We start from the raw sequence: 26515 nt of genomic DNA, 5'->3' as shown, positions 1-26515 counted from the left end.
TGTTATGGTTGCTATTACCACCGACCCCATTGATGTTACTTCGGCGCTGGAACACCTGCACTCCGGTCAGGCCGGGGCCATTGACCTGTTCCTGGGCGTCGTTCGCGACAACACTAAAGACCGCCCGGTTGACCGGCTCGAGTATGAAGCGTACGACCGTATGGCTATCAGCGAGATGCAGAAAATAGCCGACGAAGCCAATCGCCGGTGGCCGCTGCTGCGACACGTAATCATCCATCGAAAAGGAACGCTACAAACCGGCGAAATGGCCGTCCTGATCGGTGTAGCCACTGCCCACCGTGCCGACGCTTTTGAGGCCTGCCGTTATATCATCGATACGATTAAAGAAACCGTTCCCATCTGGAAAAAGGAAGTCTTTACGGATGGCGAGGTCTGGGTAAATGCGCATCCCTGAGACGCTAAACGCCTAAGTTTCAGTAATAACTTATTTACATAGGGTGCTGCCTATTTAACCAGATACGTACCCGCAATCGGGTAATGGTCGGAATAACGGACGTAATTGATTGTCTCAAAATTCAGAACCGGCAGATCAGGATCATGAAACTGATGATCGATGCGGATAAAGCCCGGTAGCCGATTATACGTAAAACCAAACCCATGCCCTGCTTCTTCAAAGCTGTTCGGTAATATCCGGCGCATTCGTTCATAAACCACGCTATAGGGCGTATCATTATGGTCGCCGGTCACAATAACCGGGTACTGACTCTCCCGAATGTGCCGCTCCACCCGCTGAATCTGCTCCCTCCGTTCAATAAAACCATACCGAAGCGCACTCAGAACGCCCCGGGTTTCGTGTTTGACCCCGGTCAGTTTGTCCTGAACGAGCACATTGCCAACCCGTATGCCCATTGACTGTAAGTGTACATTAATGATCCGGATTGTATCGTTACCAACTTTTATATTGGCCCATACCAGACCATTGTTGGTGTTGAAAACTTCCCGGTCTGAATGAATAATGGGGTAAATAGAGAAGATAGCCGCGCCAACAGCGCCATCGTTTGAAGTAGCTGCTTCCGGGTGCAGAAAAACCGAGTACCGGTAACCGGCCTCCCGGAATCGACGCACCACATCATAATCGGGCACTCCAGCGGCTACATGAAACTCCTGAAAGCATTTAATCGGCGCATCGTAACGCAGCACGTAGTTTATGATACGCCGGGCTTTGGGGGAACTATATCTGCGTTCCCAGTAATTCTCCAGACCAAATGACAGCACATTGTAGCTAAACACTTTTACGGCTATGCCTGCCGGTGGCGTCCCGGCAGTTGTATTCCAGGCAAACGTCCGTTGGCCGAATAACACGACACCGAGGATTAGGACAATAGCCGACAGCCAGCTCCGCCAGGGCCGGGTAATGAGCCAGAAAATAACGCAGACCAGATTAAGCACCCAGACAACCGGAATCGAGATCATGACCATGCCCGCCGACCAGTGTTCAGTTGGCAATGAATACAATAGCCAGTAGCCCAGCAGGGTGAACAAACTTAAAAGCAGATTCAACGACCAGAATAAGGACCGAAAAAAGAATGCAATGAGCTGACCTATCCGAACACTTATCGCCATAGACTTTAAAGCAGGCTGAAACCAGTTTGTGAGCAAAAGTAGAAGATAAGCCGTATAAATCACGTCATACAGCCGATAACTGGAACTTGCGAAACAAGGATTAATATGTTATCTTTGCCCCATAAATACTGTATGGCATGAAGAAAAAAAGGGAGTTGGACTCCCTTTTTTGTTAGCCTTACCTTATGGACGATACAGCACGCATACGCGAACAGCTACAGCCTTATCTGAACGATGGGCAATTTTACATTGTTGACATTCAGGTAGTTGGTCGCCAGGGAGGCCGTATAAAAGTTACGGTCCTGTTAGACAGTGACACAGGAATTACCATCGACGAATGCGCCGATATCAGTCGCCGACTGGGCGCGCAGATGGATGAAGCTGATTTTTTTGGCGAAACCGCCTTTACGCTTGAGGTTTCGTCGCCGGGTGTGGATTATCCGCTGACATTTCCGCGTCAGTACGCTCGCAACATCGGCCGGGGACTGGTTGTAATCCTAAACGACGGAAGTACCCACCGTGGAACCCTCGTATCAGTCGATGATACTCAGATTGTGCTGGATATTGTACCCGAAAAGAAGTCGAAGACGAAACAGAAAAAAGATAGCGAAGCCGGCATTGTCGCTCTGAGTGGCCCAACCCCAATCCCTTATGAGCAGATTAAGAAAGCGAACGTAGAAGTATCATTCAAATAAAAGACAGCCAGCAGTTGACCTAACCCTTACTGAAAGCAACTGTTACCTGCCAATTGTAAACTGCCAACACAGAACATGACCAGTGGATTATTAATCGAATCGTTTGCCGATTTCGCCCGGTCGAAGAATATTGATCGGCCTACCATGATCGCTATTCTGGAAGAAGTCTTCCGGACGATGATTCGTAAAAAATACGGAACCGACGAGAACTTCGACGTTATCATCAACGCCGAAAGTGGCGATTTAGAGATGTGGCGGACGCGCGAAATCGTTGACGACGATTCAGAAGACATCTGGGATTATGATAAGATCCCTCTGGCTGAAGCCCGCAAAATACAGGACGACTTTGAAGTTGGCGAACAGGTCGCCGAGGAAGTAAAACTGGAAGATTTTGGCCGCCGGGTCGTGCAGACCGCCCGTCAGACCCTGATTCAGAAGATAAAGGACATGGAGAAAGAACTCCTTTATCAGAAATATAAGGATCAGGTCGGCGACCTCGTTACTGCCGAAGTTTATCAGTTGCTGAAGCACGAGATTATTCTGATTGATGCGGAAAGCAATGAATTGAGCCTACCCCGCACGGAACAGATTCCGAAAGATCGTTACCGTAAGGGCGAAGCCGTTAAAGCCGTTGTAAGCCGGGTGGAGATGCTCAACGGAACGCCCAAGATTGTTTTGTCGCGCACTTCGCCGGTTTTCCTGGAACGGTTATTTGAGATTGAGGTGCCGGAGATTTACGATGGTCTGATTTCAATCCGCAAGATTGTCCGTGAGCCGGGCGAGCGGGCTAAAGTAGCCGTAGAATCCTACGACGACCGAATTGATCCCGTTGGGGCCTGCGTAGGTATGAAAGGTTCGCGGATTCACGGCATCGTGCGCGAGCTGAATAACGAGAATATTGACGTAATCAATTACACCGAAAACCTCGAACTGCTGATCAGCCGGGCGCTGAGTCCGGCCAAAATCAGTTCGATGCAGATTGACCGGGAAACGAAACGCGTATCGGTCTTCCTGAAACCCGATCAGGTATCGCTGGCGATTGGCAAAGGCGGACAGAACATTAAACTGGCCGGCCGACTGGTTGACATGGAAATCGACGTATTCCGGGATAACGAAGGGCAGGAAGATGACGAAGACGTTGACCTGATGGAGTTCTCTGATGAAATCGACGAGTGGATGATCCAGGAATTGCGCAAAGTAGGCCTCGACACGGCCAAGAGCGTACTGGCTCTGAACAAAGAGGAACTGGTTCGCCGGACCGACCTTGAAGAAGACACAGTTGAAGAAATCCTGAGTATTCTGCGGCAGGAATTCGAGTAGGTTCCGATGCGTCCGGCAGCATATCTGGACGTCAGCCAGCCTGAATGGGCTGGCTTATCGTCTAGTTTGGCGTGTTTAACACCTTAAATATTAACCGTAGGGATTTTAATTGCTTTAACTCTTGTTAATACCATATCAGCAACCATTAAATTTGCCGAATATAGACCGAACGTATGGCAGAAGATAAGTCAATGCGCCTGAGCCAAGTGGCAAAAATTCTCAACCAGGCAGCCGCCAGGGTTGTTGAACGTCTGTCTGCCAGAGGGTTTAAGGTTGATAGTAATCCTAACACCAAAATCAACATGGAACAGTTGGAGGTGTTAGCGAAGGAGTATAAATCAACGGAACTCCTGAACGGAGCTCGCCGGTCCGAACCGTCGGTTGCGGTCGCCGAGCCACCGCGTCATCGGGAGGATGATGTCATTTTGTACCGTCGTGATGACGCAGGTCGTCCTATTGTGGACGCAAAAGCAGATGCCTCTAAGGCTGAAGCGCCCAAACCGGCTCCAGCCGAACCAAAGCCAGCCCCCCAGACTGTTCAAACGGGTTTACCGGGCCTGAAAGTGCTTGGCAAGATTGATTTGAATGCAAAACCGGCTCCAGCCGCGAAGGCTCCAGTTCAGCCGGAAGCAAAACCTGTTGACACGCCCCGTGTCGAAGTGCCTGAGCAGCGTGCCGAAGTTCGGCCGGCGCCCAGCCCGGCCCAAACGCCAAAGCCAGCCGCTACACAGCCCGTAGCCACTCAGCCGACGGTTGAAGCGCCTAAAGCTGATACGCCCAAGCCAGCTCCCGTGGCCCAGCCTGCCGAGTCAAAACCAGCTACGCAGCCTGCACCGGCTCCGGTTGAAACCCCAAAACCGGCTGCTATTCAGCCGCAGGCCCCATCAGCACAGTCACCTGTAGCTCCGGCCGTGGCTCGCACAGAAACACCCCGTCCGGCGCCAACGCCAGCCGAACCGGTAAACGCACCGAAACCAACCACACCAGCGGCAAGCCAGCCGGCACCGCAGGAACGGCCGCAACAACGGGACGACCGTGACGCAGGCCGACCTGGACCGCCTAAGGCCGATACAACCGCTACCGAAGAACCTATCGAACCGACAGAGACAATCCGCGCTGCGGGTAGCCACCAACTGGGTGGTTTGAAAATTTTAGGCAAAATTGAGTTGCCTGTCAACAACCCACGTCAGGGTGGCAATAGCAACGCCGATAAAAAGAAACGTAAGCGTATTCGCGGTGGCCGCGAAGGCGCCGTTGGCAGTACCAACCAGCCTAATCAGGCGGGTGGTGGGCAACCACAGAACCGCAATGACCGCGGACCGCGTGACGGTCAGGCTGATCGTGGACCAGTCAATCGGGCCCAGGGCGACCGTCCACAGGGTGACCGTCCGCAGGCACCACGCGATACCAACCGTCCGCAGGGACAAGGTGCGCAGGGTGACCGCAATCAGACGCCAGCTAATCGCGCGGGTGGCAGCGGTCAGAACCAGGGAAGCCAGGGCGGCAATAACGCCAATGCTAACCGGGGTGGTCAGGCTGGTGCCAATACCAATAACCGCAATGCAGGTCGTCAGGGTGGTGGTCAGGGACAGGGTCGGAGCGGGAGCAATAATGCCAACCGGGGCGGTACCCGCCGTGAAGCCCCATCGCAGGCAGACGTCCGGAAGTCTATTCAGCAGACCAACGCCCGGATGCAGGGAAATACGCCTAACCGGGGCGCTGATCGCCGACGTGATCGTCGGAACCAGCGCGAAGAAGATCGCCGTTTGCTGAGCGAACAGGAGGAACTGGAAGCAAAAACGCTGAAAGTGACCGAGTTCGTGTCGGCCAACGATCTGGCTTCACTCATGGATGTATCCATCAATGAAGTCATTTCGGTCTGTCTGAACCTGGGTATGTTCGTGTCGATCAACCAGCGTCTGGACGCCGAAGCCATTACGGTCATTGCCGATGAGTTTGGCTATGACATACAGTTTGTGTCGGCTGAAGACGAGACAGAAGCTGGTGTGGATGTTGAAGCCGATGAGCCGGACGAACTTGAGCCACGCGCTCCGATCGTAACCATCATGGGTCACGTCGACCACGGTAAAACTTCGTTGCTCGACTATATCCGCCGGGCAAAAGTGGCCGCTGGCGAAGCCGGTGGTATCACGCAGCACATTGGTGCCTACAGCGTGAAAACCTCCGACGACCGAATGATCACGTTCTTGGATACGCCGGGTCACGAAGCCTTTACGGCTATGCGTGCACGGGGCGCAAAGGTAACCGACGTCGTTATTATCGTGATTGCGGCCGACGATAGCGTTATGCCGCAGACGCGCGAAGCCATCAATCACGCGCAGGTCGCGGGCGTACCGATTGTCTTTGCCTTCTCGAAGGTCGATAAGCCCGGTGCCGATGCCGAGAAGATCCGCACGGAACTGGCGGCTATGAACTTCCTCGTCGAAGAATGGGGTGGTAAATACCAGGCCCAGGAGATTTCTTCGAAATCGGGAATGGGCGTCGACGAGCTGCTCGAAAAGGTGCTGCTCGAAGCCGAACTGCTCGAACTGAAAGCCAATCCAAACCGGCGCGCGCTGGGTACGGTCATCGAAGCCTCGCTCGACAAAGGCCGGGGTTACGTTTCGACCGTGCTGGTTGAAAACGGTACGCTGCGTCAGGGCGATATCATGCTGGTGGGTGCGCACTACGGTCGCATCCGGGCTATGACGAACGACCGGGGCGAACGCATTAAAGAAGCGGGGCCGTCGCAGCCGGTTCAGATTCTCGGTCTGCCGGGTGCACCGCAGGCAGGTGATAAGTTTAACGTAATGGAAACGGAGCGTGAAGCCCGCGAAATTGCGAACAAACGCGAGCAACTTTTGCGCGAGCAGACGCTGCGTACCCGCAAACACATCACGCTGGAAGAGATCGGTCGCCGGAAAGCGATTGGTACCTTTAAAGAGTTGAATGTAATCGTGAAAGGTGACGTGGATGGTTCGGTCGAGGCTTTGTCGGACTCACTGCTGCAGCTGTCAACGGAAGAAGTTCAGGTGAACATCATCCATAAAGCCGTCGGACAGATTTCTGAGTCGGATATTCTGCTGGCGTCGGCCTCGGATGCGGTCATCGTTGGCTTCCAGGTTCGGCCATCGGCCAGCGCCCGGAAACTGGCTGAACAGGAACAGATTGAAATCCGCCTGTATTCGATCATCTACGATGCGATCAACGAGGTGAAAGATGCCATGGAAGGGCTGCTGGCTCCGACTGTCGAAGAAGTCATCGTCGGCAATGTCGAAGTACGTGAAGTGTTCAAGATCAGTAAAGTTGGTACGGTTGCCGGTTGTTACGTCACTGATGGAACGATCAAACGGAACAACAAGATTCGGATTATCCGCGACTTCATTGTGGTGCACACCGGTGAAATCAGTGCTCTGAAACGCTTTAAAGATGATGTCAATGAAGTTCGGTCAGGTTATGAGTGCGGTTTAAGCATCCGTAACTTCAACGACATCGAAGTTGGCGACGTAATCGAAAGCTTCGAACTCAAAGAAGTGAAGCGGACGCTGTAAGTCAATCAAACCGGACTGACCGGAGTATAATAAGATTAGTTTGCGCCCCAACTGTTTTGACGGTTGGGGCGTTTTTTATGGAAGATAAGCTTTATTTCTGTATGAAATGCCTCAGTATAAGTGATCTGCATGGCCTGACGGTCTGGCAACAGATCAATTTTGACGCGTATGACCGGATTATTTTTATAGGCGACTACACAGACAGTTATGAGGTAAATGACGAAACGATTTATAAGAATCTGAATGATATAATCCAGCTGAGGCAACAATACCCGCAAAAAGTCGTGCTGCTGATTGGCAACCATGACGCACAGTATCTGCACTATCCGCACTACGGCTGTTCAGGGTTTCGGATGTGGGCACAACCCTCGCTCAGCAATTTATTTGCCAGGCATAAAGCCCTGTTTCAGATTGCCCATCAGGAAGGTGCTTATCTCTTTACGCACGCGGGCGTGACAAACCGATGGCTGGCGCGGCTGCTAACCCAAACCGGTCGTCAAACCTCGACAATTACGTCCGATTTCAACGTAGCTGACCTGCTGAATGACGTACATGGGCAGTCCCAGTCTGTGCGGGATCTGTTGTTTGAAGCAGGCCCCAGACGGGGCGGATCTGATCCGTTCAGCGGTCCGGTCTGGGCCGATCGGACGGAAACCCGAGCCGATTACCTAAAGGGTTTTCATCAGGTTGTAGGACATACTCCTACGGACGACTTCCTAACTATTGGCGATGCAACGGGTTCAATTACCTATACAGACGTATTACAGACAAAAACGGCATTTTATGAATTTGAGATGCCTGATCAAGTAAATCCAGACGATTTATTAGCTTACTAGTTTACCCCGGTTCAGGCTTTTGATGAGCGGTTCATGGACTACATAAAAATGAGGCCGTTTGTACGTACATTCGGCTTTTGAAGCGTTATAGTAAAACATGAATTTCCTATATCCCTCATTCTTATTTGGCCTGATGGCCGTATCGGTTCCAATTGCCATTCACCTGTTCAACTTCCGCCGAACGCGCCGGGTGTTTTTTACGAATGTGGCCCTGCTGCGTACCGTTCAGACTGAAACCAAATCCTTCCGTCGGCTCAAGCACTGGCTTATTCTGGCCTGCCGGTGTTTGTTTCTGGCCTGTCTGGTTCTGGCGTTTGCCCAGCCGTTTATTCCGAGTAAAAACAGGCTGGGCCTATCCCGGCAGGGCGTTACGAGCCTATACCTCGACAACTCGTTCAGTATGCAGAATGAGCGGAACGAGAAACGCTATCTGGACATTGCCATCAGCAAGCTGGATGAACTACTGACCTTATTTCGCAACGCCACGTCGCTGCAACTGCTCACGAATGATTTTTCGGCAGCCGAGCAACAGGCCGGAACGGCTGAATCGGTGCGCGACCGGGTTACGTCCGTCCGGTTTGCGCATACGTCCCGGATGCTCGAAACCGTTTACCGGCGGCAGCGTAACCTGCTCAGCTCGCTGAATCCGGGTGGGCGGAATCAGTTATTCTGGTTCTCAGATTTCCAGAAAAGTACCGTCGGCGATCTGTCGAAGCTGAAAATTGACACCACCGACCGCCTTTTCATCGTACCGCTGGATGCGCAGGCGACCAAAAATGTGTATGTTGATTCGGTATGGCTCACCACGCCGTTTATCCGCGAGATGCAGAATAACAGCCTGAACGTAAAGCTGAATAACGGCGGCCGGGAAAACGTCAGAAATCTGGCCATACGCCTGTATCTGGACGATGCCCAAACGTCAACAGCTTCGGCAACCATCCCGCCGGACGGCTCCGTAACGGTTGCGTTAAACTTCAACGTAACGACCAAAGGCTACCACCGGGGCCGGATTGTTTTCGAGGATTTTCCGATTACGTTTGATAACCAGTACTTCTTTGTCATTCAGGCTTCGCCCGCCGTTCGGGTGCTGCATTTGTTTGAACAGAAAGCGCAGACCGATTACGTACAGACCGTTTTCTCCAATGACAGCCTGTTTGTCCGGCGTAGTTTCAATGCGCAGAATTTCGATGTTGGGCAGTTGAAAGAAACGGATCTGGTTGTACTGGAGGGCGTGGCTCAGGTTTCAGGAACGCTCCGCTCTGAACTGGAGCGATTCGTTCGGCAGGGCGGCAGTCTGGCCGTTATTCCACCGGCAAATCCGGATGCGGGCAGTTATGGCCCATTTCTGAGTGCGCTGGGTGTAGGCAGCGTGCAGGTAACGGGCCCAGGAACATCACCTTCGCTCCTACCCATGGCCGATCCTGACCGGCGCAGTCCGTTCTTCCGCGACGTATTTCAGCAAAGCTATCAGTCCGATCCGTTGAATATGCCCTCGGCCGCTCCGGTGTGGCGGTGGAGTTCGGGGCAACGTCTGCTGAGTCTGCGCGACGGAAGCCCTTTCCTGACGCAGTCGCGGGTGGGTCAGGGCAATTTGTATCTGCTGGCCAATCCGCTGGCGAACCAGTACGGGAATCTGGCTGAACACGCGCTGTTTGTGCCAGTAATGTATAAAATGGCCGCTTTGAGCGTCCGGGCGCAGCGAACCGCTTATTCCTTCGATGATGGCCTGATAACCATTCCGGTAAATAATCCTTCGGAACGGGCCGTCTATAAACTGAAACACGATAAGCTGGAGATTATTCCCGTGCAGCGCATAGTGGGGAACCAGCTCTTGCTCGAAATGCCGAAAAGCAATGAATTGGCGGCTGGACAAACCATTGAGGCAGGGTATTACACCCTGCTCAACGGACAGGGAAAAACCGAACAGCTCCTGGCGTTTAATCATGGTAACCAGGAATCGGCGATGGAGTTTTACTCCGCCGATGAACTGCGTCGGGCTTTTGCCAGCCAGCCTAATGTCGAAGTTTTCGACAGCATTCAGGATGGCGACTTTGTTCAGGTACTGGAGCAGGAAAACCTGGGTAAGAGCCTGTGGAAATACTTTCTGCTGGCCGCGCTTGCTTTCCTGCTGATTGAGGTTGGGCTGGTGCGGTTCCTAAAAGGGTAAGGGTCGGGGTCCGGGACCTACACAGGTTACTTTACCTGCTTTTCATACTCAACAAAGTCAAACCCAGCTTCATGCCGTTCATCTGCCGGGTGTGGCTTGCGAGACACTTCTTTCCACTCCGAGCGGTCGAACGCCGGAAAATAAGCGTCACCTTCATACGTCTGGTGGATTTCGGTCAGATAAAGCGTTGTCGCTATCGGCAGCGCCATGGCGTAAATCTCGGCCCCGCCAATCACAAAAATTTCTTCCTGATTGACCGTTCTGGCCTGGGCCAGCGCATTGTCGAGCGTATGCACAACGGTTACGCCAGCAGCCGTAAACTCGGGATTGCGTGTGATAACAATGTTTGTGCGATTTGGCAACGGTTTTCCCAACGCTTCGAGCGATTTACGCCCCATGATGATTGGGTGGTGACTGGTTTTCTTTTTGAAGAACGCGAAGTCATCGGGCAAATGCCAGGGCAGGTCCGGTTTACCCTGCGGGTTGGTGCAACCAATAACGCCGTTCTGCGCTACGGCCGAAATGAGACTAATTTTCATGTTATTTCACTACTTTCCTGCGCCGTTCTGCCAGCTCGCGCCAGGTCGTCACTATGATTCCTTCGTTCTCGACAAACGCCCGCAGCGCCGGGTCCATCATCGCCAGCATATCTCCTTTCCGGGTTGGCCCCGAGGTTGATATCTGGCTAAATACTTCCGTTGGCGCCGTGCAGTGCATAATAATATACGTCAGCCCGGGCCTCGCGGCTTTCAGCAGCTCGATAAATTTCTGGGTTTTGTAGGAACGCAGGTTTTCATCGGTCATTGCCGTCCCGGCGGGCAGATTCCAGCCGTAGCTTGTTCCGTCGAGATCGTCAAGAACCGGCAAGCCTGCGTTCCAGAGCTGCTGTCCTACTTGCTGAAGCAACTGTTGCAGACTAGCTGGAATGTTGTTGGCTTTGATAATCAGCGACGCATGACCTCCCGGAAACAGGATGGGGATTTTCTCCTCGATAGCTAGCTTAACATATTTCGGCAGGAACTTCGGTTCAAACAGCGTACCCATGTGCGAATCCATATGCGTTGGCTGAAGGCCAAACGACCGGTAGCGCGCCAGTTGCGCCCGAATCTCGGTCTCAACTTCATCGGGCGACGCATGCTCGACAACCTGCGCTACTGAATGCCAGAAAGCGCCCTGCTCGTCGTAAAGACCCGGGGCCTTTTCACGCCCAACCAGCGGAGTCCAGCGGTAATTATCCCACTCCGACGTTAACGTCAGGTGAACTCCGGCGTCGATAGTAGGGTGTTTCCGGAGATAATCGAAAAACTGAGGTACCCATCCGCAGGGCATCATGACACTAGTGGAGCTCGCAATTCCTTTGTCCAGGGCGTTCATTGTGCCAACGTTCGACTCATAACTCATGCCGGCATCGTCAACGTGAAACAGCACGACTTTCCGGCCTTTGGGAAAGCCCAACTTTTCGGCATACGTTTCTGTCTGTGCGCAAACCGTCAGACAGTCCATTAAACCGATGCCGGTTATGAGCAGGAACAATAACTTAAGCATGCCTTGCTGGATTTTGGTGAGTCATAAAGCAAAACCCACTTGCGGGCACTTCTACTCTTTAGATGAATACCTCAGCATTTTCAACGTGTGTTTGTCAATGCTCGTTAAGGCGTAACGGCCGTTGCATATAACTGGTTGAACAAGAGTTTAAACGTCCCATGAGCCTGCGCTCGGAACGTAATCTCCGGCCCGAAGGCGTATAATTTGCCCGAGCCAACAGGAGCCATAAAGGCTGTTACACCATCCTGCAGGTATGACTGCCCCCAGGCCCAGCCGCTCCGCAGCGGGTGTGCGCTTGAAAACCAGGCCAGTGGCTTCACGCTACCATTTGCAATCGCATCAGGTGCAATTTTGAACACCGGGCTGGCGTCGAAATAAACATCGCCCTGCGACGGCATACCCCAGGTAGCCTGCTGGGTAGAATCCATACTTACGCGCAGGATACTGCCCGGAACGTAATACTTTTCGCCCGGTAGCGGCCGGCTCTGCCCGCTGGCAGTCATCTCAACAAGCGCATTCTTCACCGGTAAGCCCAGGTGATAGGCTAGATTCGTGCTGCTGCCGATCGTTACCACAGAGCCGCCATCTTCCATAAACTGCTTTAGTTGAGGAATCGATTTGCTGGCTGTAATCCTGCCAAGCCAGGGGCGGTACTCGGTCGGCAGTTCTTCAGCTTTTGGCTCCCGACTCGCCGGTGTCCGGTTAGCTTCGCTCTCCTGACTGCCGGTTGCCGGAATGGCGCGGGTAACAAAAACAATGACGTCATATTTCTTGTGAAGATTACCGGCATCAATATCCTGAGCGTAAATAACCTGAGCCGGAAAGTGGTACTGCTCGGCCAGCCAGCGTACCCAGCCGGAAGCCATTGAGCCGCCGTAGGTATCCCAGAGGGCGATTCGTTGCGGCTTTACTTTGCCAGCCACACCCGATGGCCGTTGCGCTACGCCCATCACTTCAAGCCCAGAATCAGCGGCCGATTTCTCCAGTGCAGTCCTGGCCTTTGCTGATGCTGGCACAAAGAATGTACCCGGCTCCACAACCGACTTTCCGGTACGTCCACCCGACAACCGGTACACATCAACCCCCGCCTTAAGCAAATCGTTGACAACCGTGAAGGAGTAATTAGCGCGCGGGCTGAGCGTATAACCTGCAACAGATGAGCCTGCTTTCAAACCGCCCGTGGGCTTTTGCAGCTCACCGTAGGGTACGCGCGCAAACGGCCCATCAAAATCCTCCAGCAACCGGTCGAACTGCACGCCCATCTGATAAGCCAGCGTCCATCCCGCCGAATCATAGGGCCGGATGGGCGGTCCACCCGGATACTGGAAGTCGTTAGGGTGATCCTGCGGCTCAAACATATCGAGTACGTGTGGCCGGAACGCCTGATTTGTCTTCACAACGTAAGAACCGGCCGGGTAACTCTTTCCGGCAACGGTAAAGTCGGCCGTAGCCTTGTGCACAACCAGACCTGTTTTGATGAGCGCGTTAATGAACGAAACCGCCGTTGGAAAATCGGGCTGTGCAGCCGATAGGATATACCCCCGAGGATCACGTAGGGTCGGGTCTTTCAGAACGCTGTCGTAATATTTAGCGGGAATGCCACCCCGGTTCGACCAGCCGAATGGATCGCTGTTGGTATTTCCCGACTCAGCCGGAGCTGCTTTTTTCTGATCGTTCCGGTACGCCTGGTTAATGGCGTCAATCCGCTTCGGGTAAGGTGTCCAGTAATCGCGGTTGCCGTGTTCAATAGAGTTTTTGCCCATGCGGTAGATATTAAAGAGCAGTTCGTCGTGATGGCGGGCCGCGTAATCCAGTACCGCGTAGTTCAGCGAAAGCGAGTAATCGATGGATTGCCGGAAATTCCATTTCTGAGGAGCCACCGGATTGGGCGTAGCGCCGTTGGGAATCAGCCGCTGCGGCACCAGGGGCACTTCTTCGGGTGTTGGCCCCCCAATGATTTCCGTCAGCAGGCCAATCATGTTGTGAAATTCCGTCGTTGTGCGTAGTCCACCGTTGTACCAGGTCGAAAAACTCGAACCGCCAAGCCGCGTGTAGCCGGGCTTGTTCTCTACGTTCAGCCGGTTATACATAGCCGCCCCCAGGGCATCAATCCCCGTAATCATCAACGGGTCGAAAACGTAATTGAACGGATCGCGGTAAGGCGGACCCGCCAGCACCGAACCAGCCGGACCACGCTGGTGGTGATTATACATGATCTGCGGCAACCACTCGATAAACAACTGGTGGCCCAGATTCTGTGACTCCTTCATGTTCATGATGAAGAAATCGCGGTTATTGTCATGACCAACATATTTCTGGTAGAGCCGGGGCAGGTTCTCCAGCGAGCGCTTCGTTGGCTGTTGCTCACGCATGTACCAGTTCGTAACCAGTTCCTGCCCGTCGGGGTTAGCGTGGGTCAGCAGAATGACAACCTGGTCCAGAATCCGAAGCGTTTCGGGGTCATTCCGGCTCAGCAGCTGCCAGGCCGTTTCGATAAGCTGATGCGTTCCGACGGTTTCGGTAGCGTGAAGACCGCCGTCAATCCAGACGACCGCCTTCCCTTCGTTGGCAAGGGCATGCGCCTGCTCATCGGTCAGGTTTTCGGCGCGGGCCATCCGCTGGGAAATTTCCTGGTAGCGAGCCAGATTCTTCAGGTTAGCCGGCGACGAGACTATCAGCATGCACTGCCGGCGCCCCTCTTCTGTTGCGCCAATGTCAACAAGCTTGACCCGATCCGACTGAGCCGCCAGCTTCTTAAAATAAGCCTCTGTCTGCGTATAGGTAGCAAGTTGGTAGTCGTCGCCAATCGAGAAGCCGAAATGTTCTTTCGGTGTTGGCAAGGTCTGCGCCTGTGCCGCTACGGACAGACAACAAATCATAGCGAAGAAGAATCTTCTATAAAGTTGATGTATCATGAAGTTATCAGGTTGTTTAAGTCCGTAAAATAGCCAAAAACAACGTGCCAATTAGCAAGAATGCCCAATTTTCATAAGGTTAACCGATTGCCGCGCAGGAATTCTTCGGCCGTCATGCGTCGTTTTCCCTCCGCCTGCAACGCATCCAGACTCAGCCAGCCATCGGCGGCCCGGACCAGAATTGTTTTCTTATGATTTGTATAGGCTGTCCCCGGCTCGGCGGCAACCGGCGATTCATCAACCACCGAAACGGCATAGATTTTAAAAAATTTACCGTTAAGGATAGTCCAGGCAGCCGGATAAGGCGAAAGGCCGCGTACAAAATTGCGAATGGTATGTACCGGCTGGCTCCAGTTGATTTCGGTCGTTTCCCGGCTCAGCTTCGGCGCGGATTTCAGATCGTCGGCGCCGGGTTGCGGAATTCGGGGATATTCACCGGCTTCAATGGCCCGAACCGTTTTCAGCACCAGATTGGCCCCGCGTTCCATCAGCCGGTCGTGGACCGTTCCGGCCGTATCGTCGGGGTAAATGGGTTCAACATCCTGAAAAATCATCTGGCCGGTGTCAATCTCTTTCTCAATAAAGAAAGTCGTTACGCCGGTCTGTGTCTCGCCGTTAATAATCGCCCAGTTGATGGGTGCCGCCCCCCGGTACTGAGGCAGCAGCGAGCCGTGCAGGTTGAACGTTCCGATGGTTGGCATCGCCCAGACCACTTCCGGCAGCATCCGGAACGCGACGACGACCTGCAGGTCAGCGTTGTAACTAGCCAACTGCTCTAAAAAGACCGGGTCACGTAATTTCTCAGGTTGCAGAACGGGTAGGTTAGCCGCTTCGGCAGCTTTTTTGACAGGCGACGGGGTAAGCTGCAATCCGCGGCCCGAGGGTCGGTCGGGCGCCGTTACGACCGCCACCACATGACAGCCCCCCCCAGCAGCCGGTTTAGGCTGGCGACGGCAAAATCGGGCGTACCCATGAAAACAATACGGAGCTGTTGAGACATGAAACGATAACTCAGTTTTTGACCAACGGACGGGTCAGTTGTTGATATAGCCCGGAAGTATTCCTATTTTTGTCTCAAAGAAGCGCGACTTTCAGACGAGTCGCGTCAGAATGTGACAGGCCGGTAAACGGCGTTACCTATGCGACGAGCAACAAAACATACTCCTGAACCGCTCGCTTCGGTACTCCGACGGCGACACTGACGCGGCTGCAAAGAAAACCAATTTGGATGCAGAACGGTCGGTGTACCGTTCTTTTTGTTTTCGGGAGCGACGCTAAACAATGTGATAACCGAGTAATTACGTAACGTATTATGGGAAAAATTTCATATTACACCGAAGAAGGTCTCAATCGGCTCAAAAATGAGCTGGCCGAACTTAAAACCAAAGGCCGGGCCGAGATTGCCCGCCAGATTGCCGAAGCCCGCGATAAAGGTGACTTAAGCGAAAATGCAGAGTATGATGCGGCTAAAGACGCGCAGGGGCTCCACGAGTTGAAAATCTCAAAACTTGAAGAGGTACTGGCCAATGCCCGCATCCTGGACGAATCGACAATTGACACCTCGCAGGTATCGGTGCTGTCGAAGGTCAAAATCAAGAATAAGAAAAACGGAGCGGAGATGCTGTATACGCTCGTTTCGGAAGAAGAGGCTGATCTGAAATCAGGCCGGATTTCGGTTGGGTCACCTATCGGCAAGGGCCTGCTGGGCAAACGGGTTGGCGATACGGCCGAGATAAAAGTACCGGCCGGGATTATGGAGTTTGAAGTAGTCGAGATTGGTCGGTAACGCTTAACAACTCAACGAATCAAAAAAGCCTGGTTCATGCCTTCTATCTTCTCCCGAATCGTTGCTGGCGAGATTCCAGCCCATACAATCGCCGAAACCGAGGACTATCTCGCCTTTCTGGACGTAATGCCCACCACGACGGGCCACACGCTCGTTATTCCGAAGAAAGAAGTGGATTATCTGTTCAACCTCGACGACGAATTATACAGTGGGCTGATGGCTTTCGCCAAACAGATTGCGCCCGCCATCGAAAAAGCCGTGCCCTGTAAACGTATCGGCGTTGCGGTGATTGGCCTGGAAGTACCGCACGCGCACGTTCACCTGATTCCGCTCAACTCGATGGCCGACATGAACTTCAACAATAAAATGAAGCCGACTCAGGACGAGCTGGCCGCAACGGCCGCGAAGATAAGGCAGTTTTTGTAAGCTGAACAACCGCGAAAAGGTCGTGTATTGACGGTAAAACTATGCCGGATGCACGACCTTTTCGCAATTTTATTCCCTGCTTATTTTAATAATCCTTTTAGCCCATTCATCTCGCCCGTTGGCGCGGCCCGATCGTAAAGAATCTTATAAACGGCATCGACAATCGGCATATCTACGCCACAACGCCGGTTAATTTCGTAAATACTTTTCACGGCATAATAACCTTCAGCAATCATGTTCATTTCGGCCTGCGCCGACTGAATAGTGTAGCCCCGCCCGATGAGCGTCCCGAATGTCCGGTTCCGGCTAAAGGGGGAATAAGCCGTTACCAGCAGATCGCCCAGATAAGCCGAGCCACTCAGATCGCGGTGTTTAGGGTAGATTGCATCAACAAACCGTCGGATTTCCTGCATGGCGTTAGATACCAGCACCGCCTGAAAATTGTCGCCGTAGCCTAACCCGTGCGTAATGCCACAGGCCAGCGCGATGATATTTTTCATTACAGCCGCGTATTCGATGCCGTATATATCATCGACGGGTGTTGTCTGCACGAAGCGGCAACGCAACAGGGCGGCTACATCTTCGGCGCAGGAAGGGTCCTGCGAGGCAATCGTCAGGTACGACTGTTTCTCAAGTGCCACTTCTTCAGCATGGCACGGACCGGCAATGACCGACATTCGTTCGGCCGATACGCCATACTGATCGCTCACCCAGTCGGTCACTAACTGGTTGGCGCCTGGAATCATCCCTTTAATGGCCGATATGACGCATTTGTCGGTAAAGTGGCTGGCGTTTATACCCGTTAGCGCATCCGCCACGAAAGCCGCCGGAACCGCCAGAATAACGTATTCACTATCCCGGAAGGCGTCCCGGATTCGGGTGCAGACCCTAACTTTCCGAGTGTTGATCTGCACGTCGCTGAGGTAGCTTTTGTTATGATGATACCGCTTGATGTGGTCTGCATCTGCCTCGCTGCGCATCCACCATTTAACCGTAACGTTATTTTCAGACAGGATCTTGACGAGTGCGGTTGCCCAGCTTCCGCCCCCTACCATGGTCAGGCGCACGGGCAGCTGGCCGGTGCCGTGTTGAGTTTTCATGGGGTAAAGCTACAAAACCCCTTCAATTTCATCACGCAGGCGCTCTGACCGGTCATTGGTTCAACCGTAACAACTGGGCTAGCCGAATGTAGCGAAGGGCTCAGGACTGGTGTTGCTCTCAAATGCGAAACGCCCGGAAGTGTCTCCGGGCGTTTCGAGAAATAAATTCTGAGCAGACAGATTAATCGCTTTCTTCTTCCGTCTGTTCTTTCTTTTTTGCCTTCTTAGGATCACGCTTAACCACCAGATCGCCGTCTTTCAGTCGCTTCGATACGGCAATAAAAGGTCCCGAAATGATTTGTTCGCCGGGTTTCAGCCCGGATAGAACCTCGATATTTTCAAAGTCGCTGATGCCTGTTTTTACCTCGCGCCGAACGGCTTTACCGCCTACGTTCACAAACACGATCTCTTTGACTTCTTCTTTTTTCTCCGGCTGACCGGCGGGTTTTTCCTCAACCGCCCCGTTTCTCTGTTCAGGCTCCCCGGCCTTCGCATCCTCGGTCCCGCGCGTGGTAACGGCCGCAATCGGTACGGCCAGTACGCCCGATTTTCGATCCGTAATGATTTCGACGGAGGCCGTCATGCCCGGTTTAAACGGATAACCTTTTTTATCTTTTTCGGCCAGCAAATCACTGTAAGAGTTGTTTAGAATCTTAACCTTAACCTCGAACTCGGTTACGGCATCCGTCGACAGGGCGGCCGCAGCGGCTCCCGACGAGCTGGTCAGCCCGTTGGCTGTGTTGGCAATTTCATAAACGACACCTTTAAACTTTCGGCCGGAGGTTGTATAGGAATCTACTTCAATATCGGCCGTGTCGCCCAGGTTGACGCGCACAATGTCGTTCTCGTTCACGTTGACCCGAACCTCCATATTCTGCAGATTCGCGATCCGCATGATTTCCGTACCGGCCATCTGCGACGTACCGACCACCCGTTCGCCAAGTTCAATATTCAGTTTGGAAACCGTCCCGTTAACGGGGGCGTAGATGGTTGTTTTGCGCAAATTCTCGCTGGCGTCACGCAACGTCGCTTCGGCGCTCTGGATACTGAACTGCGCAGCCCGGACGTTGGCCCGAGCCGCTTCAACTTCCTGTTTAGCTACGTTGTAGTTGGCTTCGCTGGTTTCAAAATCAGCCGAGGAAATTACCTTATCGGTAAAGAGTTTACGGTTTCGTTCGTAGTCGGCTTTGGCCCGGATCAGCCGGGCGCTCGATTGCGCCACCGACGCTTTCGACTGTTCTAACTGGGCCCGGCTTTGGTTAACCGTTGCCCGTGCACGGGCCAGCAGCGACTCATAATTGTCGGGCCGGATACGGCACAGCAGCTGACCCGCCTTGACCGGATCACCCTCGTTGACGTATAACCCTATGATTTCGCCGGATACATCGGGGCTGATTTTGACCTCTACCTGCGGCTGGACGCGCCCCGACGCGCTAACCCGCTCCGTTATATCGGTCCGTTTAACGACTGCGAAGTCAACTTCGGTTGACTTCGGTTTTCCAATGATACCGGTTTGCTTGGCAGCGACCAGACCGACAACGAGCAGAACGACCAGTCCGCCTAATATCCACCAAATACGGTTTGACTTACGTTTCATAATCAGGGAGAGTGAACAAGTGAAAGCGAACAAATGACCCCAGGAGTCAATCATTTACCCATTCACCCTTCCGCTCTTAAAAAGCAATTGGTTTGTTCTGGTAATAGTCTAATATCTTGGTGCGGAATACGTAATCATATTTGGCCTGCACCAGACTCGCCCGTGCCCGGTCGAGATTAGTTTTGGCAATACTATAGTCAGTCGCGTTGATAGCACCGGCGTTCAACCGGCTTTCGGCCACCTGAAACGCCCGCTCCAGCGATACTACCTGCGTCTGGGTAGCGCGGTACCGGTTTGCCCCGGCCCGCATATTCGTATAAGCCGTTTCAATCTGCTGCCGTAGCTGCAACCGCGTGTTCAGAGCCGTCAGTTCGGCGCTTTGCTGCGAAATCCGGGCCGTTGTAATGCGGTTACGCGACTGGTATCCCTGAAAAATCGGTACCCGTAAAATTAAAGAAACCGATCGGTTAAAGTTATTTGCAATTTGATCAAAATATGGGAAAATATCCATATCTCCGCCCGGTACGTTCTGGTAAATAGGCGTTTGCAGGCCATCCGGGCCGGTTACGAAGTAAAGCGTCTGCTGCTGCGTAGTGGAGCCATTCGGCGAAAACCGCCGGGCTGCGCTGGAATACAAGGTGCTGAGGTTTCCACTGAGCGCAACCGTTGGATACAGGTACCCTTTGGCCACTTCAACACCTAAAGCCGCGCTCCGCACCCGCAGATCGGCACCCTTTACTTCGGGCAGGTTAGATGCGGCTACATCGAAAATCTGCTGAACAGTTTCGGTGTAAGGCGTCAGACCCGGATCGGGCACGTTGATCGGCTCCACCTCAAAGGCCTGATTGATGGGAACGTTCATCGCCTGCAGCAGAGCTACCCTGGCCAGATCGAGCGTGTTCTGAGCATTCACAATATCCAGCTCATTGCCGGCTAGGGTAGCCTGCAACTCCAGCAGGTTAGCCTCGGGTGCCGAACCCGCACTCACCAGCTTCTGCATCCGCTCCAGCTGCGCCCGGGTAACATCGGCCTGTCGCTGTGCAATGAGCAGTTGCTCAGTTCCGGTCAGCGTGTTCAGGTAGTTCTGGGCAACTGTAAGGGATACCGTGTTCTGCGTGGCCCGCAGTTCCTGCTGACTCGCCTGCAGAGCCAGATCGTTCTGCTTAACAGTATTTTTCAGCGTAAAGCCATTGAACAGCGTAGCCGTTGCGTTGAACTGGTAGTTGCCCGAGTTAATGCTCTGCTGAACGAACTGGTTAGAACGCGGGTCAATGTTCCGGCCACCACTCAGCGACTGGCTGCTTTGAAAATTGGCCGTTGGCAAAAGGTTCAGCCGCGACTGCCGAAGCTGCAGGTTAGTATTATCAACCGTCAGCTGCCCCTGCCGAATCTGAACGTTATTCTGTTGCGCAATTTCAATACACTGCTGTAAGCTTAATCGCGTTGAAGCAACGGTTCCGTTGCCCGGCGCTAGGGCGCCTGGGGTGTTCTGCGCATACACTACCGACATACCTGTTACCAGGCACAAGGTCATGCCAACCCAAATTTGTTTATACGCCACTCGCATACCCATTATTTTTGGTGAGTTAATGTTACAAACATACCTTCGGCGCAACTATCATTTTGGGATAAACGGCGCAAAACAAGCATGTTTCTGGTTTATAATTCGGATGTTATTCCTGAAAACGACTTTCATCTGCTGGCGGACGACCGCGCCTTTCACTATGGCGACGGCTTATTTGAAACCATTCGCGCGGAAAATGGCCGCGTCTGGTTCTGGTCCGATCATTACGAGCGATTAACGACCGGGATGGGGGCTCTTCGACTGAGCCTGCCCAATACCTTTACCGCCGAAGCCATTCATCAGGCTATTCTGCACCTGCTCGATCTCAATGGCCTCGCCAGTGAGTGTGCCCGGATTAAGCTCCTGGTCTGGCGCCAAACGGGAGGCCTTTACACGCCAACTACAAACCGAGCGAACATCCTGATCATGGTCCGGCCGGGCACTGCATTTTCTGTTACCAGAAAAACAAAACTAGGAATTTATGACCAGATTCGGTTGGCACCCTCCGCTATTTCAGCCTTTAAAACCCTGAATTCGCTACCGTATGTGCTGGCCGGTGTCTTTAAGCAGGAAAACGATTTGGACGACGTAATCCTGCTTGATACCAACGGGCATCTGGCTGAATGCCTGGCCTCGAATCTATACTGGCTACGGGACGGTATACTCTATACACCGGCTCTCCAGACCGGCTGCATTAATGGCATCAGCCGGCGACAGATCCTCCAAAAGATACCGAACGTGCAGGAAGGTTTTTTCTTCCCAGACGCGCTGGATGCTGCTAATGTTATCTTTGCAGCCAACGTAGCAGGCATTCAGGTTTTCAAAGGCGAAATCGACACGCCCCTGTTCTCATCCATTCGTCAGCTCTTTATGGCTTACTGAGCCAGCTTTTCCAGCTCCAGCCAGCCATCTTTCAGCCTGACGATACGCGAACCGTATTCGGCGTTGACTTCCGAGTGAGTCACCTGCACAATGGTTACGCCGTCTTTTTTGTTCAACTCCAGAAAGAGCTCCATGATCTCACGAGCCTGGTCAGAATGCAGGTTACCGGTCGGTTCGTCGGCGAAGATAACCGTTGGTCGGGCCGCCAGCGCCCGGGCAATGCCCACCAGCTGCTGCTGGCCGCCCGACAGTTGGGCCGGAAACAGATCCTTCTTGGCCACCATATTGAAGCGGTCGAGCAGTTCGGCCACGCGGCTCTTCCGTTCCGATCCACTCAGTCCTTTATAGAGTAAAGGCGTTTCAATGTTTTCATAAACCGTCAGTTCGTCGATCAGGTGATAAGCCTGAAAGACGAAGCCTATCTGCGTCCGGTGCAGTTCTGTTCGCTGTTTTTCGCTTAGTTTCTGAACGGGCCGCCCATCCAGCAGATACTCCCCTTCGGATGGTTCCTCGAGCAGACCAAGAATATGCAGCAGCGTACTCTTACCCGACCCCGACGGTCCCATAATGGACACAAACTCGCCCTGAGCGATGTCTAAGTCAATGTTACGCAGCACATACACCCGCCCGAATCCGGCCGGGTAAAACTTGGAGACGTTGTTAAGTTGTATCATAGTCCAGACTTTTTGACTAAGTTAGGGTTCAGGCGCTTAAGCTACCCGATTATGCTAAATTCTAAAATAAATACAAGTTATCTGATAAAAGTCAAGCGCCGTGCCAGAAAGATAAAGCACTGATTTATAAACTAATAAAAACTTTATTCATCTTTGCTTCGTCCGTTTCTGGACAGCCGTCGGCTCAAAACCGGACATATTTTAAGCCCGTCGTGCAACGCCCTGATCGTTTCTGACATCTACCTGTAAACCAAAACCTCCTTTTCGCTAATGAAAACAATTGTCTTATTCATTTTCTTGCTGGCAGCCGGCCTGAACGCGAGCAGTCAGGACTGGAAAAAAGACCGGAACGTATCGGGCTTTACGGCGCTGAGCGTAAGCAGTGGCATTGACCTGTATCTGACCCAGGGTAATTCGGAAAAGCTAACCCTGGAGGTCAAAGGCATTGACGAAGATGAGGTTAAATCGGAAGTACGGAACGGCGTTCTGAAACTGTATATCGACCGCCGGGGCGTAATGAACTGGAACTGGGGCCGGAATACGTCTGTAAAAGCTTACCTGACCTTTAAACAATTACGGGATTTGCAGGCCTCGGGCGGAGCCGATGTTTTTGGTCAGGGCAGACTATCGTTCAACAACCTGAACCTGGAAGTATCGGGCGGCTCCGACGTAAAGCTGGACCTCAAAGCTGATGAATTGAACGTATCGGCCTCGGGTGGGGCCGATGCTGTTCTGCAGGGTTCGGCCCGGACGCTGAACGCCGAGGGGTCGGGCGGCTCGGATCTGGATGCCCGCAAACTGACCGTTGAAGTCTGCAACGCCAACTCGTCGGGCGGGTCGGATGTGTACGTTAATGCTACGCGCGAGCTGAGCATGAGAGCTTCGGGCGGCTCCGATATTTATTATTACGGGTCGGCAAAAGTGCGGACGAAAAGCGAATCGGGCGGCTCCGATATTTCGCACCGCGACTAGAAAAAGCCGGAACGGCCGAACGAGTGAACGCAGGAATAGATAATTTTGCCCTCTCGTTCACATTTTCATCGTACCGGCGACCCGGCTTTTTACTCGTTTGACACCCACAATCGGCATCCTCGGCGGGGGGCAACTGGGCCTGATGCTCCTGCAAGCCGCTATTGACTGGAATCTTCGCGTTCACATTCTCGACCCCGACGCCGAAGCGCCCTGTCGCACACTCTGCACCCAGTTCACGCAGGGATCGCTGACCGATTACGACACAGTTTACCAGTTCGGGCAGACGGTCGATGTGCTGACTATCGAGATTGAACGGGTTAACGTCGATGCGCTCGAAGCCCTCGAACGCGAAGGCAAACAGGTGTTTCCGCAGCCGTCGGTCATTCGAACCATTCAGGACAAACGGCTGCAGAAGCAGTTTTACCGAGATCATAACCTGCCCACCGCCGATTTTATCCTGACCGAGAATCGCGCTGCGGTTTCCCAGTACAGCGATTTCCTGCCCGCCTTCCATAAACTCGGGCGCGATGGCTACGACGGGCGCGGTGTTCAGCGGATTGCCTCCTCTGCCGACGTTTCAAAAGCCTTCGATGCACCAGGGGTACTGGAAAAAGCCGTTGACTTCGCGAAGGAACTGGCCGTAATCGTCGCTCGCAATGAACGGGGCGAGGTGCAGACATTCCCGACCGTTGAAATGGTATTTCACCCGGAGCTGAACCTTGTCGAATATCTATTCGCCCCGGCCGAAATTACCGACGAGATCAATCAGCAGGCGCAGGCTATTGCCCGCCGAACCGCCGACGCCTTCGGGATTGTGGGTCTGCTGGCGGTGGAATTGTTTTTAGATAAACAAGGAAACGTCCTGATTAACGAAGTGGCCCCACGCCCGCATAACAGTGGTCACCACACGATCCGGGCCAACGTAACGTCGCAGTTTGAGCAGCACTGGCGTGCCATCCTGAACTTTCCGCTGGGCGATACATCGGTCTATCAACCCGCTGCAATGGTCAACCTCCTGGGCGAAGACGGCCACACGGGGCCGGCGGTGTACGAGGGTCTGGAAACGCTGCTGGCCATGCCGGGTGTGTTCCCGTTCTTTTACGGCAAGGCCCTGACCAAACCGTTCCGTAAAATGGGCCACGTAACGGTCATGGACAGCGATCTGGATCAGCTGCGCCAGAAGGTTGCCATCGTGAAAGAAAGCATCCGAGTTGTTACGTAAACAGCTAGTCTGAATCCGGCATTAGCTGCTCCAGTTGTCCCTTCAGTATTCGGGCTTCAAATGCCCGCAGTTCCCCCGGTTCGCCGGGCATGGGATAATTGCTTATGACCACGTCGACCGACGCATCGATGACGCTGGGCTCCTCCGAGAAGTTAGCCAGCACAACGAAGGTTTCGCCATACAGCGCTCGTTCATAGGCCCAGATGGTAGGGTGACCGGGTAGCAGATCGCGGTAGGTCCCTTCGTGCATAGCCGGTGTTTGCCGTCGCCAGCGCAGCAGGTTCCGATAAAACTTCAGTACTGAATTAGTCGCGGCCTCCTGCTCCTTTACGTTGATATGCGTGTAGTTTGGATTGACCTTCAGCCAGGTTTCTGGCCCATCAGTAAATCCCGCGTTCGGTGCGTCGGACCACTGCATCGGCGTTCGGGCGTGATCGCGGGCAATACGGTTGGCAGTTTGCAGAAACTGCGCTTCTTTTGCCGGATCAGCATCCGACGCAACTAAGGCCCGCCAGGCATTTTTCACCTGAATATCGTCGTATTCTCCGATTAAATCGAACGGGCAGTTGGTCATACCAATCTCATCGCCCTGGTAGATGCCGGGCGTACCACGCTGGGTGAGCAGGACAGTTGCCAGCATCGTCGCCGATTCATACGGAAAGTTGACCGGATCACCGAATCGGGACAGAACGCGCGGGTTATCGTGATTGCCGAAGTAAACATTCTGCCAGCCAATGTCGGCCAGCGCATCGACCCATTTGGCAAAAACCGCTTTCAGCTCCGGCAGCGTAAACTCGGGCGCGGGGTCCATAAACCGGTATTCGTCGCGCGGAACAGCATGGTCGAAATGATAAATCATGTTCAGTTCGTGCCGGTCTTTACCGACGTACAGGTTCACCTGCTCCACCGATACGCCAAACCCCTCCCCTACGGTGATTACATCCGGATAATGGGCTAAAACCTCGCGGTGCATCTCCTGCAAAAACTCGTGTATACGCGGGCCGTTGGCATATGTGGTCAGGTCGCCGTATCGCCCCTCTGGATAATCCGGAAATGACTGGTCTTTAGACAGCAGCGGAATAACGTCCATCCGGAAACCGTCTACGCCTTTATCCAGCCAGAAGCGCATCATCCGGTAGATTTCCTGTCGCAGCACCGGGTTTTCCCAGTTCAGGTCGGGCTGTTTTTCGGCGAACAGATGCAGATAGTACTCGCCGGTCTGCTCGTCCAGTTTCCAGGCCGGACCGGAGAAAAACGACTGCCAGTTGTTGGGCGGCCCACCCGAACGGGCGGGCTTCCAGATGTAATAATCCCGGTACGGATTATCCCGGCTCGTTCGGCTTTCCTGAAACCAGCGGTGTTCGTCGGAGCTATGGTTGACGACCAGATCGAGAATCAGTTTCAGCCCCCGCTGGTGTGCGCCAGCCAGCAGTTCGTCGAAGTCAGCCATTGTCCCGAATTCCGGCATGATGGATTCGTAGTCGCTGATGTCGTAGCCGTTATCGGCGTTTGGCGACTGAAAGATCGGGCTGAGCCAGAGAATATCGACGCCGAGATCGGCGAGGTAATCGAGCCTGCTGATAATACCCCGCAGATCGCCAACTCCGTCGCTGTTCGAATCGGCAAACGAGCGGGGATAAATCTGGTAAATAACGGATTGTTTGAAGCTGGTCATGCCT

At 53.4% G+C, this 26515-nt stretch carries 20 protein-coding genes and 1 pseudogene; 11 read left to right on the top strand and 10 right to left on the bottom strand.

Annotation, left to right across the window (positions count from 1 at the left end; all coding sequences use genetic code 11):
- Positions 1 to 4 precede the first annotated feature (4 nt).
- Complete coding sequence (locus HNV11_RS05145; protein ID WP_171738648.1) at positions 5 to 415, top strand: molybdenum cofactor biosynthesis protein MoaE; 411 nt, start codon at positions 5 to 7, stop codon at positions 413 to 415.
- A gap of 50 nt (positions 416 to 465) precedes the next feature.
- Here the strand turns inward: HNV11_RS05145 and HNV11_RS05140 are convergent, their stop codons facing one another.
- On the bottom strand, positions 466 to 1584 hold the full coding sequence (locus HNV11_RS05140; RefSeq protein ID WP_240163777.1) for an endonuclease/exonuclease/phosphatase family protein: 1119 nt from the start codon (positions 1582 to 1584) through the stop codon (positions 466 to 468).
- A gap of 185 nt (positions 1585 to 1769) precedes the next feature.
- On the opposite strand from HNV11_RS05140, the gene HNV11_RS05135 reads away from it, so the two are divergent.
- The 5 genes from HNV11_RS05135 to HNV11_RS05115 all read left to right on the top strand — a co-directional run bounded on the left by HNV11_RS05135 (position 1770) and on the right by HNV11_RS05115 (position 10153).
- Positions 1770 to 2279, top strand: coding sequence for a ribosome maturation factor RimP (locus HNV11_RS05135; RefSeq protein WP_171738647.1), 510 nt, complete (start codon positions 1770 to 1772; stop codon positions 2277 to 2279).
- Between the two features lie 75 nt (positions 2280 to 2354).
- Positions 2355 to 3599 (top strand): transcription termination factor NusA, encoded by a 1245-nt coding sequence (gene nusA / locus HNV11_RS05130; protein ID WP_171738646.1) that lies wholly within the window; start codon positions 2355 to 2357, stop codon positions 3597 to 3599.
- Between the two features lie 173 nt (positions 3600 to 3772).
- Positions 3773 to 7150, top strand: a complete 3378-nt coding sequence (gene infB / locus HNV11_RS05125; RefSeq protein WP_171738645.1) for a translation initiation factor IF-2 — start codon at positions 3773 to 3775, stop codon at positions 7148 to 7150.
- 101 nt (positions 7151 to 7251) lie between these two features.
- Entirely contained in the window at positions 7252 to 7986 is a 735-nt protein-coding gene (locus HNV11_RS05120; RefSeq protein ID WP_171738644.1) for a metallophosphoesterase, read from the top strand.
- Between the two features lie 97 nt (positions 7987 to 8083).
- Complete coding sequence (locus HNV11_RS05115) at positions 8084 to 10153, top strand: BatA domain-containing protein (protein ID WP_171738643.1); 2070 nt, start codon at positions 8084 to 8086, stop codon at positions 10151 to 10153.
- 26 nt (positions 10154 to 10179) lie between these two features.
- Here the strand turns inward: HNV11_RS05115 and HNV11_RS05110 are convergent, their stop codons facing one another.
- The 4 genes and pseudogenes from HNV11_RS05110 to fmt form a co-directional block, all read right to left on the bottom strand.
- A complete protein-coding gene (locus tag HNV11_RS05110; protein WP_171738642.1) occupies positions 10180 to 10692 on the bottom strand; it encodes a dihydrofolate reductase in 513 nt (170 codons plus the stop codon).
- A 1-nt stretch (position 10693) separates the two neighbouring features.
- Positions 10694 to 11698: a polysaccharide deacetylase family protein gene (locus tag HNV11_RS05105; protein ID WP_171738641.1), complete on the bottom strand. Its 1005-nt coding sequence runs from the start codon at positions 11696 to 11698 to the stop codon at positions 10694 to 10696.
- Positions 11699 to 11802: 104 nt separating this feature from the next.
- Complete coding sequence (locus tag HNV11_RS05100) at positions 11803 to 14577, bottom strand: M14 family metallopeptidase (protein WP_205402744.1); 2775 nt, start codon at positions 14575 to 14577, stop codon at positions 11803 to 11805.
- A 107-nt stretch (positions 14578 to 14684) separates the two neighbouring features.
- A pseudogene (fmt, locus tag HNV11_RS05095) lies at positions 14685 to 15613 on the bottom strand (methionyl-tRNA formyltransferase).
- A 312-nt stretch (positions 15614 to 15925) separates the two neighbouring features.
- Between fmt and greA the strand changes: the two are divergent.
- Together greA and HNV11_RS05085 are read left to right on the top strand one after the other, a co-directional pair.
- Positions 15926 to 16399, top strand: a complete 474-nt coding sequence (gene greA, locus HNV11_RS05090) for a transcription elongation factor GreA (protein ID WP_171738639.1) — start codon at positions 15926 to 15928, stop codon at positions 16397 to 16399.
- Positions 16400 to 16435: 36 nt separating this feature from the next.
- A complete protein-coding gene (locus HNV11_RS05085) occupies positions 16436 to 16825 on the top strand; it encodes an HIT family protein (protein WP_171738638.1) in 390 nt (129 codons plus the stop codon).
- Positions 16826 to 16905: 80 nt separating this feature from the next.
- Here the strand turns inward: HNV11_RS05085 and HNV11_RS05080 are convergent, their stop codons facing one another.
- The 3 genes from HNV11_RS05080 to HNV11_RS05070 form a co-directional block, all read right to left on the bottom strand.
- Complete coding sequence (locus HNV11_RS05080) at positions 16906 to 17925, bottom strand: NAD(P)H-dependent glycerol-3-phosphate dehydrogenase (protein WP_171738637.1); 1020 nt, start codon at positions 17923 to 17925, stop codon at positions 16906 to 16908.
- A 181-nt stretch (positions 17926 to 18106) separates the two neighbouring features.
- The gene (locus HNV11_RS05075; protein ID WP_171738636.1) at positions 18107 to 19522 is read right to left on the bottom strand and encodes an efflux RND transporter periplasmic adaptor subunit; all 1416 of its coding nucleotides are present in this window, start codon (positions 19520 to 19522) and stop codon (positions 18107 to 18109) included.
- 76 nt (positions 19523 to 19598) lie between these two features.
- Complete coding sequence (locus HNV11_RS05070; protein WP_317168066.1) at positions 19599 to 21095, bottom strand: TolC family protein; 1497 nt, start codon at positions 21093 to 21095, stop codon at positions 19599 to 19601.
- A gap of 75 nt (positions 21096 to 21170) precedes the next feature.
- Between HNV11_RS05070 and HNV11_RS05065 the strand changes: the two genes are divergently transcribed.
- Positions 21171 to 21968, top strand: coding sequence for an aminotransferase class IV (locus tag HNV11_RS05065; RefSeq protein ID WP_171738635.1), 798 nt, complete (start codon positions 21171 to 21173; stop codon positions 21966 to 21968).
- Here the strand turns inward: HNV11_RS05065 and HNV11_RS05060 are convergent.
- The gene (locus HNV11_RS05060) at positions 21962 to 22642 is read right to left on the bottom strand and encodes an ABC transporter ATP-binding protein (RefSeq protein WP_171738634.1); all 681 of its coding nucleotides are present in this window, start codon (positions 22640 to 22642) and stop codon (positions 21962 to 21964) included. The two genes, HNV11_RS05065 and HNV11_RS05060, sit on opposite strands and share 7 nt — an antisense overlap.
- 270 nt (positions 22643 to 22912) lie before the next feature.
- Between HNV11_RS05060 and HNV11_RS05055 the strand changes: the two genes are divergently transcribed.
- Both HNV11_RS05055 and HNV11_RS05050 read left to right on the top strand, forming a co-directional pair.
- Positions 22913 to 23614 carry a head GIN domain-containing protein gene (locus HNV11_RS05055; protein ID WP_171738633.1) on the top strand — a complete coding sequence of 234 codons (702 nt, stop codon included), beginning with the start codon at positions 22913 to 22915 and terminating at the stop codon, positions 23612 to 23614.
- A gap of 142 nt (positions 23615 to 23756) precedes the next feature.
- Entirely contained in the window at positions 23757 to 24836 is a 1080-nt protein-coding gene (locus tag HNV11_RS05050) for a 5-(carboxyamino)imidazole ribonucleotide synthase (RefSeq protein WP_240163961.1), read from the top strand.
- Positions 24837 to 24840: 4 nt separating this feature from the next.
- Here HNV11_RS05050 and HNV11_RS05045 read toward each other — a convergent pair whose 3' ends face one another.
- Positions 24841 to 26511, bottom strand: a complete 1671-nt coding sequence (locus HNV11_RS05045) for a glycoside hydrolase family 13 protein (RefSeq protein ID WP_171738631.1) — start codon at positions 26509 to 26511, stop codon at positions 24841 to 24843.
- Positions 26512 to 26515: the final 4 nt, after the last annotated feature.

This window comes from Spirosoma taeanense (assembly GCF_013127955.1).
In the GTDB taxonomy this organism is placed as follows: Bacteria; Bacteroidota; Bacteroidia; order Cytophagales; family Spirosomataceae; genus Spirosoma; species Spirosoma taeanense.
This window is presented reverse-complemented; position numbering and strand designations above follow the sequence as displayed.

Coding starts and splice junctions, on each gene's coding strand:
- HNV11_RS05105 (WP_171738641.1), bottom strand. CDS start 11,698: ATGCTTAAGTTATTGTTCCTGCTCATAACCGGCATCGGTTTAATGGAC.
- nusA (WP_171738646.1), top strand. CDS start 2,355: ATGACCAGTGGATTATTAATCGAATCGTTTGCCGATTTCGCCCGGTCG.
- HNV11_RS05060 (WP_171738634.1), bottom strand. CDS start 22,642: ATGATACAACTTAACAACGTCTCCAAGTTTTACCCGGCCGGATTCGGG.
- HNV11_RS05115 (WP_171738643.1), top strand. CDS start 8,084: ATGAATTTCCTATATCCCTCATTCTTATTTGGCCTGATGGCCGTATCG.
- HNV11_RS05055 (WP_171738633.1), top strand. CDS start 22,913: ATGAAAACAATTGTCTTATTCATTTTCTTGCTGGCAGCCGGCCTGAAC.
- HNV11_RS05120 (WP_171738644.1), top strand. CDS start 7,252: ATGAAATGCCTCAGTATAAGTGATCTGCATGGCCTGACGGTCTGGCAA.
- greA (WP_171738639.1), top strand. CDS start 15,926: ATGGGAAAAATTTCATATTACACCGAAGAAGGTCTCAATCGGCTCAAA.
- HNV11_RS05140 (WP_240163777.1), bottom strand. CDS start 1,584: ATGGCGATAAGTGTTCGGATAGGTCAGCTCATTGCATTCTTTTTTCGG.
- HNV11_RS05100 (WP_205402744.1), bottom strand. CDS start 14,577: ATGATTTGTTGTCTGTCCGTAGCGGCACAGGCGCAGACCTTGCCAACA.
- infB (WP_171738645.1), top strand. CDS start 3,773: ATGGCAGAAGATAAGTCAATGCGCCTGAGCCAAGTGGCAAAAATTCTC.
- HNV11_RS05045 (WP_171738631.1), bottom strand. CDS start 26,511: ATGACCAGCTTCAAACAATCCGTTATTTACCAGATTTATCCCCGCTCG.
- HNV11_RS05135 (WP_171738647.1), top strand. CDS start 1,770: ATGGACGATACAGCACGCATACGCGAACAGCTACAGCCTTATCTGAAC.
- HNV11_RS05070 (WP_317168066.1), bottom strand. CDS start 21,095: ATGGGTATGCGAGTGGCGTATAAACAAATTTGGGTTGGCATGACCTTG.
- HNV11_RS05080 (WP_171738637.1), bottom strand. CDS start 17,925: ATGAAAACTCAACACGGCACCGGCCAGCTGCCCGTGCGCCTGACCATG.
- HNV11_RS05065 (WP_171738635.1), top strand. CDS start 21,171: ATGTTTCTGGTTTATAATTCGGATGTTATTCCTGAAAACGACTTTCAT.
- HNV11_RS05145 (WP_171738648.1), top strand. CDS start 5: ATGGTTGCTATTACCACCGACCCCATTGATGTTACTTCGGCGCTGGAA.
- HNV11_RS05110 (WP_171738642.1), bottom strand. CDS start 10,692: ATGAAAATTAGTCTCATTTCGGCCGTAGCGCAGAACGGCGTTATTGGT.
- HNV11_RS05075 (WP_171738636.1), bottom strand. CDS start 19,522: ATGAAACGTAAGTCAAACCGTATTTGGTGGATATTAGGCGGACTGGTC.
- HNV11_RS05085 (WP_171738638.1), top strand. CDS start 16,436: ATGCCTTCTATCTTCTCCCGAATCGTTGCTGGCGAGATTCCAGCCCAT.
- HNV11_RS05050 (WP_240163961.1), top strand. CDS start 23,757: ATGCTCCTGCAAGCCGCTATTGACTGGAATCTTCGCGTTCACATTCTC.